The 13,882-nt window shown below is 44.4% G+C and carries 6 protein-coding genes, 6 pseudogenes and 1 other annotated feature; of the genes and pseudogenes, 9 read left to right on the top strand and 3 right to left on the bottom strand.

From position 1 onward, the window contains the following. The 3 genes from JCM19037_RS06305 to JCM19037_RS06315 all read right to left on the bottom strand — a co-directional run bounded on the left by JCM19037_RS06305 (position 1) and on the right by JCM19037_RS06315 (position 2,704). Entirely contained in the window at positions 1-1,020 is a 1,020-nt protein-coding gene (locus JCM19037_RS06305) for an alpha-ketoacid dehydrogenase subunit beta (protein ID WP_042399055.1), read from the bottom strand. After that, positions 1,017-2,042, bottom strand: a complete 1,026-nt coding sequence (gene pdhA, locus JCM19037_RS06310; protein WP_042399179.1) for a pyruvate dehydrogenase (acetyl-transferring) E1 component subunit alpha — start codon at positions 2,040-2,042, stop codon at positions 1,017-1,019. The genes JCM19037_RS06305 and pdhA overlap by 4 nt, the downstream gene beginning before the upstream one ends. Before the next feature lie 335 nt (positions 2,043-2,377). Then, the gene (locus JCM19037_RS06315; protein WP_042399058.1) at positions 2,378-2,704 is read right to left on the bottom strand and encodes a hypothetical protein; all 327 of its coding nucleotides are present in this window, start codon (positions 2,702-2,704) and stop codon (positions 2,378-2,380) included. 223 nt (positions 2,705-2,927) lie between these two features. Here JCM19037_RS06315 and ilvE point away from each other — a divergent pair. The 9 genes and pseudogenes from ilvE (at position 2,928) to JCM19037_RS06360 (ending at position 13,819) form a co-directional block, all read left to right on the top strand. Continuing rightward, positions 2,928-3,832: pseudogene (gene ilvE, locus JCM19037_RS06320) on the top strand (branched-chain-amino-acid transaminase). A gap of 92 nt (positions 3,833-3,924) precedes the next feature. Beyond that, positions 3,925-4,173 (top strand) — a binding site (T-box leader). A gap of 93 nt (positions 4,174-4,266) precedes the next feature. Further along, positions 4,267-5,995: pseudogene (gene ilvB, locus JCM19037_RS06325) on the top strand (acetolactate synthase large subunit). Then, positions 5,992-6,510 (top strand): acetolactate synthase small subunit, encoded by a 519-nt coding sequence (ilvN, locus tag JCM19037_RS06330; protein ID WP_042399061.1) that lies wholly within the window; start codon positions 5,992-5,994, stop codon positions 6,508-6,510. The pseudogene ilvB and the gene ilvN overlap by 4 nt, the downstream one beginning before the upstream one ends. Before the next feature lie 29 nt (positions 6,511-6,539). Next, positions 6,540-7,559, top strand: a pseudogene (gene ilvC / locus JCM19037_RS06335) (ketol-acid reductoisomerase). Continuing rightward, positions 7,546-9,097, top strand: a pseudogene (locus tag JCM19037_RS06340) (2-isopropylmalate synthase). The pseudogenes ilvC and JCM19037_RS06340 overlap by 14 nt, the downstream one beginning before the upstream one ends. A 16-nt stretch (positions 9,098-9,113) precedes the next feature. Next, positions 9,114-10,187, top strand: a complete 1,074-nt coding sequence (leuB, locus tag JCM19037_RS06345) for a 3-isopropylmalate dehydrogenase (protein ID WP_042399064.1) — start codon at positions 9,114-9,116, stop codon at positions 10,185-10,187. Between the two features lie 14 nt (positions 10,188-10,201). After that, a pseudogene (leuC, locus tag JCM19037_RS06350) lies at positions 10,202-11,613 on the top strand (3-isopropylmalate dehydratase large subunit). Between the two features lie 20 nt (positions 11,614-11,633). Then, positions 11,634-12,223, top strand: a pseudogene (gene leuD, locus JCM19037_RS06355) (3-isopropylmalate dehydratase small subunit). A gap of 537 nt (positions 12,224-12,760) precedes the next feature. Beyond that, on the top strand, positions 12,761-13,819 hold the full coding sequence (locus JCM19037_RS06360; RefSeq protein WP_373900481.1) for a sodium/glutamate symporter: 1,059 nt from the start codon (positions 12,761-12,763) through the stop codon (positions 13,817-13,819). Positions 13,820-13,882: the final 63 nt, after the last annotated feature.

A 13,882-nucleotide genomic window follows, 5' to 3' on the forward strand; every position in this document is an offset into this window, starting at 1 on the left:
CTACCCTTCATTCATGACATGTTCAATGGCTGCGCCAATTCGCTTGGCACTTGGAATATACGCTTGTTCAATAGAGAAAAACGGTACGTGAACGTCAAACCCCGTCACTCGTTGAATCGGGGCGCGTAAAGAGTACAAAGCTTCATCATTAATCATCGCAATAATTTCCGCACCAAAGCCGCTCGTCTGGTGACCTTCATGGACGACAACGACCCGGCCTGTTTTTTCTACGGAAGCTATAATCGTTGGAACGTCTAGCGGGTCAAGCGTACGTAAGTCAATGACTTCTGATTGAATCCCTTTTTCTTCAAGTGTGTCACGTGCAGCCTCCAATGCTAGACGTACCATGTTGCCCCAAGCAAGAACGGTTACATCCTCACCCGTTTGACGAACACTCGCTTCTCCAATGTTTACGATGTATTTCTCAACAGGAACGTCTTCACGATACGCACGGTACGTTTTCATCGGCTCCATAAAAAGTACCGGGTCAGGGTCAAGAATACTTGCGATTAACAGCCCCTTAGCATCATAGGGGGTTGATGGTACGACGACTTTTAAACCCGGAATGTGCGTGAAAAGGGACTCCATACTGTCTGAATGCAGTTCAGGAGCATGAATTCCCGCACCGTAAGGAGCGCGGATAACGAGCGGTACAGTGAAGCGGCTTAACGTTCGTGTACGCATACGGACGGCGTGGGACACAATCTGCTGAAAGGCAGGATAGATAAAACCTTGAAATTGCATTTCAGCCACAGGTAAAAAACCGTTCATCGCAAGACCGATACTCGTGCCGATGATTCCTGATTCAGCAAGGGGGGTATCCACAACCCGTTGTTCCCCAAATTCTAGTTGCAGTCCATCGGTAGCTCGGAACACACCCCCATTTGTTCCGATGTCTTCCCCAAGTAATATGACGCGCTCATCTTCACGTAACATTACTTCTAATCCAGAAGTGATCGCACCAACAAGAGTCATTTCTTTCGTTTTTTTCTCCTCCGAAGCACTCGTTTGACTCGTCATTGGTGGGCCTCCTTTTCAAAGCGTTCATGTTGCTTAATTAGTGAAGCACTTTTCGTTTGAAATACGTGTTCAAACATGACGGTTGCATCTGGATCCGGATAGCGATCAACGGCTTCGGCTGCTTCGTCAATTTCAGATTGAATGATCGCCTGTTCTCGTTTTAGCCAATCATCTCCGATGGCTCCTTTTAATGATAGGTACGTATGTACCCTTGATAAGCAATCTTCAGTGCGGCGGGCCTCGCTTTCTTGTTGGTCACGATACTTCGTCGGATCATCGGCGGTTGTATGCGCGCCGTACCGCCACGTTACGGCCTCAATAAGCGTTGGTCCTCCACCGTTTCTAGCTTTATCTATCGCTTTTGACACGGTTGTATAAACGGCATAAACGTCATTACCATCGACGCGAATTCCTTCAATATCATAGGCATCGGCTTTTTGAGCGATCGTTTTGGATTTCATCTGTTTGTGTTGAGGGACGCTAATCGCGTACTGATTGTTTTGGCATAGGAAAATCGTAGGTGTATTGTAAACGCTTGCAAAATTGAGCCCTTCATGAAAGTCACCTTCAGATGTGGCGCCGTCACCGAAGTAAGCAATAGACACACGATCGGTTCCTTTTAGTTGTTCAGCCCAACCTGTACCTACGGCGTGTAGTAATTGTGTAGCAATTGGAACGGAAGGGGGGAGGATGTTCATGCCTTCGGGAGGAATACACCCTTCAATTCTACCTTTCCAATAGAGAAAAATGGTGAGAAGGTCATGACTGTAAGTCATTGTCGCAGCATGATCTCGGTACGTAGGAAATAACCAATCTCCATCGGATAGCGCCATCGCACTTCCAATTTGAGCGGCTTCTTGGCCTTCAAAAGGCGCATATGTTCCAATTCTTCCTTGACGTTGCATCGTGACCGCTTTCTGATCGAAAAGACGTGCACGAAGCATCTTCGTATACATCTTAATGAGTAAAGAAGTGTCTATGTCTCGATCGTCGGCGAGCGTGTCTCCGTCTGGCAAAATCATTTGAAAGAGCGGATAGCGTTCGGTAGAGTCTGAGTTATTCGCACGTGTAGAATTTACAAATTGCGCCAATCTGAACCCTCCTATAAATATAACGAAATATTCATGCTACGACATTATACTGTTATGATAACGGGCAATATGATGTGTTGTCAATAAAATTAAGAATATTCAGTTCTGTATCTGAAAACCCTATGAATAATAGCATCTATGTGATTTTTCCGTTTAAAACAGTAAAGCAAAACCGTAGTTATGTAAGAAAACGTGAAGTTGAATAAATGTATGACGAACAAAAAACGATAACAAAAAAAGTGTAACAAACCCGAAGAGGGTCCATGCTACACTTCACTAATAGAATAAATGGAGGAAAATAAGATAAAGAGGTAGCGATGCGTTGAGCGGAGGACGATTCTCTCGTTCTGCCAATCCATTTCAACACAGTGGCCTTGGAGCCATTCCACATCGCCTTGATTCCCGCTGCAAACGGCTATGCGCAATTCTTGATCGTTAGACTGTTGGATTACACGCACAAGTCTGTGCCATTCCCTTTGATTTGCGAGGGTATACGGTCGTTTGCGATATTCTATATGATGTAAGGTTTGGCGTTTCTCTAAATCATTCCAGTTAAGCGTCATCATTCGTTTTACTTGATCATTGTAATGCATCGTCCATCCCCCTTCCTAAACAGTGACGATGTTGTAATAACTTCAATTTAACACGAACACTAGTTCGCAGTCAACGTAAATTGACTTTGTGAAATTATGTGACAAAAAACGGTTGACCTCGAAGAGATAACGATGTAACATTGTTTTCATATTGTCGGTGTTCATTTAGGGTGAACAAATGAACGTGTTGAGTGAACAAGAGGTTGGGATTGGGGTGAATGCAATGTCAGAAAAACAGCAGTGGATCTTTATGAATGGAGAGTTTGTAGAGAAACACAATGCAAAAGTATCTGTATATGATCATGGCTTTTTATATGGAGACGGCGTGTTTGAAGGCATACGTGCCTACGACAATAATGTGTATAAGTTAAAGGATCATATTGTTCGTCTGTATGAATCAGCCCGATCAATCATGATGGAGATCCCATACTCACAACAAGAAATGGAAGACATTGTTGTAGAAACGATTCGTAGAAATCAGCTTAAAGATTCTTACATTCGTGTCGTTGTCTCACGTGGTGTTGGTAATCTTGGACTTGACCTAGATCATGTGGAGAGCCGCAAGTCATCGTCATTGCTGAAAAGCTTGCGTTATTTCCAGAGGAATTATATGAAACGGGAATTGAAATTGTAAGTGTTGCGACAAGAAGAAATCGTCCTGATGTACTCAGTCCAAAAGTAAAATCATTAAATTACTTAAATAATATTCTAGTAAAAATTGAAGCGAACCTTGCAGGCGTTCCTGAAGCGCTCATGCTAAACGATGAAGGTTATGTTGCAGAAGGCTCTGGGGACAACATCTTCTTAGTGAAGAATGGAACGATTTTCACGCCTCCGGGTTACGTCGGCGCTTTGGAAGGGATTACCCGCCAAGCCATCATTGATATCGCGAATGAGTTTGGATATCCAATTAAAGAACAACCATTTACTCGCCACGATGTGTATACAGCTGATGAGATGTTTTTGACGGGTACGGCGGCAGAGGTTATTGCTGTTGTAAAGGTAGACGGTCGGACAATCGGCGACGGTATACCAGGCAAGGAAACGGTAAAACTTACCGAAGCATTTCGTGAGAAGGTTACCCATGACGGTACCCCTGTATACGAAAAGAGCATGGAAGCTGGATAATTTTTAAAAGTTGTTGAATAACTCTGTTTTTCTAAGCATAGGTGTGTTACTATATCAATCAATAACAAATTCGAAATTCGTACAATTCAATATTTAAAACGTTGAAGAGGACCAGTAGTTATTAATACTTTCTTTACAGAGAGCCGTTCGTGCTGAGAGACGGTGAGAAAGCTAATAATGAACTCCCCTCGGAGTGTGATAGTGAATGTATAACAAGTAGCTATCACCGGTCGGATTATCATCTGACCGTTACTAACAAGCGCTTTTAGCGCAATGAGCCGGTTGCTGTTTAGAACCGGGAAATTAGGGTGGTACCGCGGAATAACCTTTTCGCCCCTTTGGTTAAATGTCCAATGGGGAGAAAAGGTTATTTTTTATCGTAGACAGATGGATGCTTTGGAGGAAGAGGAATTGTATGAAGGAGGAAGATGGAGATGGGCACGAATCTCGAAGTGCAAGGTGATGAACGGAGAACTGACCGGAACAACGAAGAGATGAATGGCAGTCAAATGGTTCTCGAATCACTGTCAGAAGAAGGTGTTGAAATCATTTTTGGCTATCCTGGCGGAGCCATCCTGCCGACGTATGACGAGATTTACAAAAAAGGGATTCGTCACATTTTAGCAAGACACGAGCAAGGCGCAATACACGCTGCTGAAGGTTATGCAAGAGTGTCGGGGAAACCAGGTGTTTGCATCGTTACGTCGGGCCCAGGGCGACAAATGTTGTGACGGGCATTGCCGATGCGATGATTGACTCATTGCCGCTTGTCGTCATTACCGGTCAAGTTGCAACGAATGTCATCGGTACGGATGCTTTTCAAGAGGCGGATATGATCGGTATTACGATGCCAATCACAAAGCATAATTTTCAAATCCGAAATGTCGCAGATATCCCTACGGTGATGAAAGAAGCTTTTCACATTGCGACAACTGGTCGTCCAGGTCCTGTACTCATTGATTTGCCCAAAGATGTATCCATCGATCGAGGGAACTTTACGTATCCAAAAAGGGTGCAACTACCCGGTTATCAACCAACCGTTCAACCTAATCGATTGCAAATTAAGAAATTAAAAGCGGCGATTGAGAAAGCCAAACGTCCTGTCATACTCGCTGGTGCTGGCGTTCTCCATGCAGGTGGTGCAAATGAACTTGAACGTTTTGCAAAAACACAAAACATTCCGGTATCGTCAACACTGCTCGGTCTGGGAGGATTTCCTGCTCATGATGATTTGAGCCTTGGAATGGCAGGAATGCACGGCTTGTACGCATCTAACATGGCGTTGCATGAATCAGATTTACTCATCAACATTGGGGCTCGCTTTGATGATCGTCTTACGGGTAAACTGGAACACTTTGCTCCATACGCGACGGTTGCACACGTCGATGTAGACCCTGTTGAAATCGGAAAGAACATTCCGACTGACATTCCGATTGTTGGGGATGCAAAACGAGCGTTACAGCTACTGAATGAAACAACTGAACCACTAGGTCGCTTCGATGAATGGCACGAGCGGTTAGGTGAATACAAAAGCAACTACCCACTCTGGTATGAAGCGGACCACGAAACAATCAAACCGCAAGCACTCATGGAAATGGTTTACGAGGAAACAAATGGCGACGCGATCGTGACGACAGACGTAGGTCAACATCAAATGTGGGCAGCCCAGTATTACAAATTCAATGAACCCAATCACTGGGTCACATCTGGGGGCTAGGAACGATGGGCTTTGGTTTTCCGGCAGCCATCGGCGCACAGTTTGCTGAACCCGACAAAACGGTTGTAGCCGTCGTAGGAGATGCAGGTTTTCAGATGACCCTCCAGGAGATGTCGATTCTTCAAGAACTGCATCTTCCTGTAAAGATTGTGATTGTAAACAATGCTTCGCTTGGGATGGTAAGGCAATGGCAAGAGTTGTTCCACGGAGAACGGTATTCTCATTCACTGTTTCCGATTCAACCCGATTTCACGAAACTATCGGAAGCGTATAACATTCCAGGATATCGTATCGACGACCCAAGTGAAGCAAGAACGGTTCTAAAAAAAGGGCTAGCGATTGACGGACCTGTATTGTTCGATTTCAGAGTGACAGGTCAAGAAAATGTGTACCCAATGATTGCACCTGGTAAAGGTCATCAGGAAATGGAGGGAATTGCGCCGTGATTCGAACGATAACTGCAACGGTGAACAATTCGTCAGGTGTACTAAACCGGATTACAGGATTGTTCGCTAGGCGACAGTTCAATATTGAGAGTATCACCGTTGGAACGACCGAGAATCCCGAGATATCAAGAATGACTTTCGTTGTGAATGTAGAAAGCGATGGCGCGCTTGACCAAGTTGTCAAACAGTTGAACAAACAAGTAGATGTACTAAAAGTAAGAGATATTTCGGGTGAATCGATTGTTCTTCGAGAGTTAGCGCTCATAAAAGTAGTTGCTTCAGCAGAAAACCGTGGAGAAATTGAAACACTCGCCCGTCCATTTCGAGCAACCATTGTTGATGTCGGTCGGGACACTGTCACACTTCAAGTTACTGGCGACCATAGCAAGGTTGAAGCATTGATTGACCTTCTCAAGCCTTACGGAATCAAGGAGTTAGCTCGAACGGGGGCAACAGCCTTGAAACGAAGCTCAACCACACAAGCTCAAGAATTGAAATACTCGCTTTTCCAATAATATAACACAATCTAAAGGAGAGATTTAAGATGGCTACAGTATTTTATAATAACGATATTAATGAGAACGTACTTGGAGGAAAAACAATTGCCGTGATCGGTTATGGCTCACAAGGACATGCGCACGCATTAAATATGAAAGAAAGCGGAGTAAATGTCATTATCGGCATCCGTAAAGGCCGTTCTTGGGAGAAAGCAGAAAAAGATGGGTTTGATGTGTATGAAGTATCCGCAGCTGCTGAGCGTGCAGATATTCTCATGCTTGCTCTACCTGATGAAGCGCAGCCTGCAATCTATGAAAATGAAATCAAGCCTATTTAACAACTGGAAAATCACTCGTATTTGCACATGGATTCAACATTCATTTTAGCCAAATTCAACCACCAGCAGATGTGAATGTGTTCATGGTCGCTCCAAAAGGTCCAGGTCATATCGTGCGTCGTACGTATGAAGCAGGTGCAGGTGTTCCAGCACTTTATGCGATCTACCAAGACCCTCATGGCGAGGCAAAAGATCTAGCACTTGCCTATGCGAAACAAATAGGGGCAGGTCGAGCAGGTATTATTGAAACAACGTTCCAAGAAGAAACAGAAACCGACCTATTCGGCGAGCAAGCTGTCTTATGTGGCGGAACGTCGGCACTAGTAAAAGCTGGTTTTGAAACACTTGTTGAAGCAGGATACCAACCAGAAGTCGCATACTTTGAATGTTTACACGAATTGAACTTATTGTTGACCTGATGTATGAGGCGGTTTGGAGTACATGAGGTACTCGATCTCAGATACTGCACAGTGGGGTGACTTCCAAGCTGGATCTCGAATTATAACGGATGATACGAAACAAGCCATGAAAGAAATCCTTGATGACATTCAAACAGGGAAGTTTGCTAAAGGGTGGATTTTAGAAAACCAAGCGAATCGTCCACAATTTAATGCCATTAATAATCGTGAACATGCGCACCAGCTGACAGAAGTTGGTCAAAAACTTCGAGAGATGATGCCGTTTGTTAAACAAGACCAAAAAGGAGTGGTATCACGTGCGGGCAGTTGAGTTTTTTGACACGACTTTACGAGACGGTGAACAGCAACCGGGTTTGAATTTAAATCGTGACGAAAAATTGGAAATTGCAAAGCAGCTCGACCGTCTAGGTGTTGATATCATTGAAGCCGGTTTTCCGGCTTCCAATGAGGCGACTTTTTATCCGTCAAGCAAATTGCAGAAACAGTAAAAAATAGTACGGTGACCGGTCTGTCGCGAGTGAAAAAGCAAGACATCGACATTGCCTATGACGCTCTGAAAAACACTGCAGCGCCTAGAATTCATTTGTTTATCGCAACGTCTGACGTTCATATTAAGCACAAATTGTTCATGACCCAAGATGAAGTATTGGCTTCTGCTGTAGAAGCTGTTAAATACGCAAAGACGTTGTTCAAGACGGTCCAATTTTCAGCAGAAGATGCGTGTCGGACGGATTGGGGATTTTTAACGAGAATTTCTGAAGCGGTCATTGAAGCGGGTGTTGACGTCATCAATTTACCGGATACAGTTGGGTATACAACGCCGAATGAAATTCGCGCCATGTTTAAACACATGAAAGACAACGTAAAAGGCGTCGAAAAGATTAAACTCTCAAGTCATTGTCACGACGACTTAGGAATGGCAGTTGCCAATTCACTTGCAGCTGTTGAAGGTGGAGCTGACCAAGTGGAATGTACGATAAACGGTTTAGGAGAGCGGGCAGGCAATGCTTCACTCGAAGAAATTGCCGTCGCTTTGCATATCCGAAAAGACCATTACCAAAGATCATCAAACCTAGTACTTTCTGAAATCAAGCGAACGAGTAACCTAGTGAGCACGTTGAGTGGTACCGTCGTTCCTGGTAATAAAGCCATTGTCGGCGCTAATGCATTTGCTCACGAATCCGGGATCCACCAAGACGGAGTTTTAAAAGAGAGCACCACGTATGAAATCATTACACCAGAACTTGTCGGTGTTGAGAAGAATAAACTCGTTCTCGGTAAGCTTTCAGGTAAGCATGCCTTTCGAAATAAGTCGTTGAACTTGGGTTTGATCCGACAGATGAAGAGTTAAAGCGAGTATTCGCCTCGTTTAAGGCACTTGCCCACAAAAAGAAAAATGTTACCGATGATGATATCTTCGCGCTAATGGCTGCTGACAAGGCTGGCAGTCCAGTCGGTCAATATGAACTGCAAAGCTTGCAAGTAAACGTAGCGACGCAAGCGAACGTCATCCAGACGGCAACAGTCATCGTAAAAACACCGAACGGTGAAACGGTTGAAGAAGCGGCAACGGGTAAAGGGAGTGTTGAGGCGGTGTACAACACGTTGGCTCGGATCATCGGAGAAGAGATCCGACTTGATGATTACCGTATTCAATCGGTAAGCGGTGGAGAAGACGCACTAGCTGAAGTGGTTGTTCACCTTACGTATAAGGATGATTCGTCACTTGGAAGAGGTACGGCGCATGATGTGCTAGAAGCTTCCGCATATGCCTATTTGAATGCAGTAAACCGAATCCTACTTGGAAATCCTGCGAAGCAATCCGCTGAGCAACCGGTAAAGTCATAGAAGTGAGGGTGCAGTAATGAGCGTGAAAAAAATAGCAGTATTGCCTGGAGATGGCATTGGACCGGAAGTGACAGAAGCGGCAGTTGCTGTGTTACAAACCGTAGCAAAAAAGCGGGATCACCAGTTTGAGTTTTCCTATGGGAGCATCGGAGGTGCTGCCATTGATGAAACGGGAGACCCCTTTCCTAAGCAAACCGAAGAGCTATGTAAAGGAAGCGACGCGATTTTGCTTGGGGCTGTTGGTGGTCCGAAGTGGGATGGAATTGATGTGGCAAAACGTCCGGAAAAAGGTTTGCTCAAAATGCGGAAAGAATTAGGGTTGTTTGCGAACTTGCGACCAGTAAAGGCGTACGCTCCTTTACTGGATTCCTCTCCATTAAAGCGTGAAGTCGTTAAAGATGTCGATGTTTTAATCGTGAGGGAACTGACCGGAGGCATTTATTTCGGTGATCATGAACGAAAAGAAGACAACGGAGAAGTGTATGCTGTCGACACACTCACGTACTCGGTATCAGAAATTGATCGGATTACGGAACGTGCCATTGATGCGGCTGCTCTTCGTAGCAAGCGGATCGTATCTGTGGATAAAGCTAACGTATTGGAGTCAAGCAGATTGTGGCGCGAGGTGGTTGAAGAAAGAGTCGCAAACCATCCCGATATTTCTTTGTCGCATATGCTCGTAGATAACGCAGCAATGCAGCTCATTCAGAACCCGTCCTCATTCGATGTCATTCTTACAGAAAATATGTTTGGAGATATTTTAAGCGATGAAGCGTCCATGCTGACAGGGTCTCTCGGGTTATTGCCATCAGCAAGTCTTGGTGAAACTGGACCCGGTGTGTTTGAACCGATCCATGGCTCGGCCCCTGACATTGCTGGTTTAGAATTGGCGAACCCATTGGCTGCAATTTCGTCAGCTGCCATGCTATTAAAATATGGATTTGGTTTTGCAGAAGAAGCAGAGCAAGTAGAACGAGCAATTCTTTCTGTGCTCGAACAAGGGTATCGAACGAAAGATCTTCAACGGAACGAAACAAAAGCGCATACGACAAAAGAAATGACTGAAGCGGTCATTCAAGCGTTAGCATAAGGAGGGGAAGAAAGATGGCAAAAACGATCATTGAAAAAGTTTGGGATCAACATACGGTCACTCAAGAAGAAGGGAAGCCTGATTTGTTGTATATTGATCTCCATCTTGTTCATGAAGTCACGTCTCCGCAAGCTTTTGAAGGGTTACGTATGAATAATCGATCTCTTCGTAGACCGGATTTGACGTTTGCAACGATGGACCATAATATCCCTACAGAAGATCGAAGAACGATCACCGATCGGATTGCAAAAAAACAAATTGATGTGCTCGTTAAAAACTGTGAAGAGTTTGGGGTAGAGCTCGCTGACCTCGATAGTCCGAGCAACGGGATTGTTCATATTATTGGACCGGAGCTTGGATTAACTCAACCAGGAAAAACAATCGTTTGCGGGGATAGTCACACGTCTACACACGGTGCATTTGGCGCTTTAGCTTTTGGTATTGGTACGAGTGAAGTTGAACACGTGATGGCGACCCAAACTTTATGGCAAAGTCGGCCAAAGACGATGGAGGTTGTCATTGATGGCCGTCTTAACAGTGGTGTGAGTGCAAAAGATATTATTTTGGCGCTTATTGCTAAGTACGGTGTGAATTTTGGAACAGGACATGTGGTCGAGTACCGGGGTGAAGCGATTCGTGGACTTACAATGGAAGAGAGAATGACCATTTGTAACATGTCAATTGAAGGAGGGGCGAGAGCAGGATTAATTAGCCCTGACCAAGTGACGTTTGATTACTTGAAAGGGCGTGTAAATGTCCCGAAAGGTGATGATTACGAACAAAAGGTCAAAGAGTGGAAAGCGCTAGCTACCGATGAAGGTGCAACGTTTGACGAGACGCTCACATTGTCTGCAGATGAAGTGAAGCCGATGGTGACGTGGGGAACGAACCCAGGTCAAGGAATTGCGATTGACGGTGTCGTTCCGTCTCCTACAGATGCAAAAAGTGATGCTGAGCGAAGAGCGATCGAACAATCACTAGCGTATATGGGTCTCTCTCCTGGAACAAGGATGGAAGACGTTGAAATTCAACACGTATTTTTAGGCTCATGTACAAATGCGCGAATTAGCGATCTTCGCGAAGCCGCGCGCTATATTAAAGGAAAGAAAGTAAAGCCAGACGTTCGTGCCTCGTCGTACCTGGTAGTATGCAAGTAAAACGCCAGGCAGAAGCAGAAGGGCTTGCGGAATTATTTATTGAAGCCGGTTTTGAGTGGCGAGATGCCGGATGTAGCATGTGTTTAGGAATGAACCCTGACCAAGTACCTGCAGGTGAGCGCTGTGCTTCTACATCGAATCGTAATTTCGAAGGACGACAAGGGAAAAATGCCCGTACGCATTTGATGAGTCCGGTTATGGCTGCAGCTGCAGCGGTTCACGGTCATTTTGTTGATGTAAGAAAGCTCGAAGCAGAGCAGGTTACGTAAGGAAAAAGGAGGCGATAAACGTGGAGAAATTCACTACGCATAAAGGAAATACAGCGGCTCTCCCTTTTGTGAATATTGATACCGACCAGATTATCCCAAAGCAATTTCTAAAGCGTGTGGAGCGATCTGGTTTTGGTCAATTTCTATTCTATAATTGGCGCTTTCTCGATGATGAGTCCCAAATCCAGATTTTGCGCTTAACCATCCGAGTGCTGAAGGTGCGACAATTTTGTTAGCTGATGAAAACTTTGGTTGTGGTTCGTCCCGAGAACATGCAGCGTGGGCACTTCAAGACTATGGCTTTCGCGTTGTCATTGCACCAAGTTTCGGTGATATCTTCTATAACAACAGCTTTAAAAACGGATTGCTGCCGATAAGGATTGAAAGCGAACAGGTGAGAGAGTGGTTGAAAGCGAGTGAAAACAAGTCATTTGAATTACTCATTAACCTTGATGATCAATATATTGAAGATCCTTCAGGAGAAAGGCATCCATTTGACATTGATGCATATTGGAAAAATATGATGGTTCATGGATTAGATGAAATTGGACTCACTTTACAATATATAAATGACATTCGTGAATATGAAGCAAAAAAACAACCATTATAAAGGAAGAAAGCCGGATTTATTGACCGGCTTTCTTCCTTTTTTTGTAGGTAAAATCATACAAATCCAGCATTTTGTATAGATGTCGTTTTAAAAGCCTGTTAGTTTGGGTAAAGAAAAGGTATTCATGTTCGTTGTTAGTCATGAATGTGGAGAAAGCGAGGAAGGTGAGTACATGGAAGCAGTAGAGATTGTTGGATTTGCACTAGTTGTTATTAGTATTGTTCTCATCATCGGGAAATGGATACGATTGAAAGTTCCCGTACTTCAACGGTTATTTTTGCCGAGTTCAATTATTGGTGGGTTCTTTGCCTTACTATTTGGCCCTGAGGTGTTAGGAAGAATTATAACAGCAGTGACCGGAAACGAAGTCATGCCATACGGGATATTTACAGAACCGATGTATGAAGTGTGGGCAGAGCTGCCGGGTATACTTATTAATGTCGTATTTGCATGTTTATTTATTGGTTTTGCACTGCCTAGGTTACAAGACATATGGAAAGTCGGTGGGCCGCAAGTAGCACTCGGTTATACGATTTCTTGGGCTCAGTACGCTGTCGGTATTCTCGTCGCCATAACGATTTTAACACCGTTATTTGGCATGAGCCTGCAGCAGGTGCACTTATTGAAATCAGTTTTGTTGGCGGTCACGGAACGGCAGCGGGACTTTCCGATAGCTTTGAATCATTAGGGTTTGAAGAAGGTTATGATCTTGCGATTGGCCTTGCAACAGTTGGTCTATTGTCCGGTGTTCTCATCGGTATTATTATGCTGAACATCGCTGCGAGAAAAGGCGCTTCGGAGACATTGAAACACCCTGATGATATATCTGTTGATCAGCAAACGGGTGTTTTAGATCAAAACCGCCGTGAACCTAGTGGTCAGATGACGACGTCAACCGTTTCCATCGATCCATTAGCGTTGCATATCGGTATGGTCGGCTTGTCTATTTTTATCGGTTATTGGTTGCTCGAAGGTTTAATGTGGGTAGAAGAGACTTTATGGATTGAGCAAATGGAACTAATTACTCACGTCCCTCTCTTTCCATTCGCAATGATTGGCGGGATTATCGTTCAAATCTTTATTACTCGGTTTGATAAAAACGATATTGTTGACCGCCCGACGATTAGTAGAATCCAAAATACGGCACTGGACCTGCTTATTGTCAGTGCGCTCGGTACACTAAGCTTACAAGTCATCGGCAATAACCTGATGGAATTTATTATTTTAGCTGTTGTTGGTGTAGCGCTCAACGTATTTATGTTCTTGTATCTGGCGCCGCGCATGATTCCTCATTATTGGTTTGAGCGAGGAATGGGTGACTTCGGTCAGTCAATGGGTGTTGCCGCGACCGGCATTATGCTCATGAAAATTGTCGACCCAGAACAGAAGACACCAGCAATGAAAGCATTTGGCTATAAACAAATTCTATTTGAGCCGATGGTAGGTGGTGGACTTGTAACGGCAGCTGCTATGCCAATCATCATTCAGTTTGGAGCCGTACCAGCACTCATTGTGGCGACAATTCTCATGATTGGTTTTTGGTTGCTCGGTGTGTTATATTTTGGGAAAAACAAACAAAATGAAACGCGTTCATAAGAAACGTGTTTCCGCTCAACCTATGGCGAGGCGATGCTTCGTACATAGGTTGTTGCTCTGGAT

It is taken from the genome of Geomicrobium sp. JCM 19037 (assembly GCF_000698105.1).
Classification (GTDB): Bacteria; Bacillota; Bacilli; order Bacillales; family Marinococcaceae; genus Geomicrobium_A.

Bases quoted from the DNA above. Each gene is read 5' to 3' on its own strand.
- JCM19037_RS06305 (WP_042399055.1), bottom strand. From the start codon at position 1,020: ATGACGAGTCAAACGAGTGCTTCGGAGGAGAAAAAAACGAAAGAAATG.
- pdhA (WP_042399179.1), bottom strand. From the start codon at position 2,042: ATGATTTTGCCAGACGGAGACACGCTCGCCGACGATCGAGACATAGAC.
- JCM19037_RS06315 (WP_042399058.1), bottom strand. From the start codon at position 2,704: ATGCATTACAATGATCAAGTAAAACGAATGATGACGCTTAACTGGAAT.
- leuB (WP_042399064.1), top strand. From the start codon at position 9,114: ATGAGCGTGAAAAAAATAGCAGTATTGCCTGGAGATGGCATTGGACCG.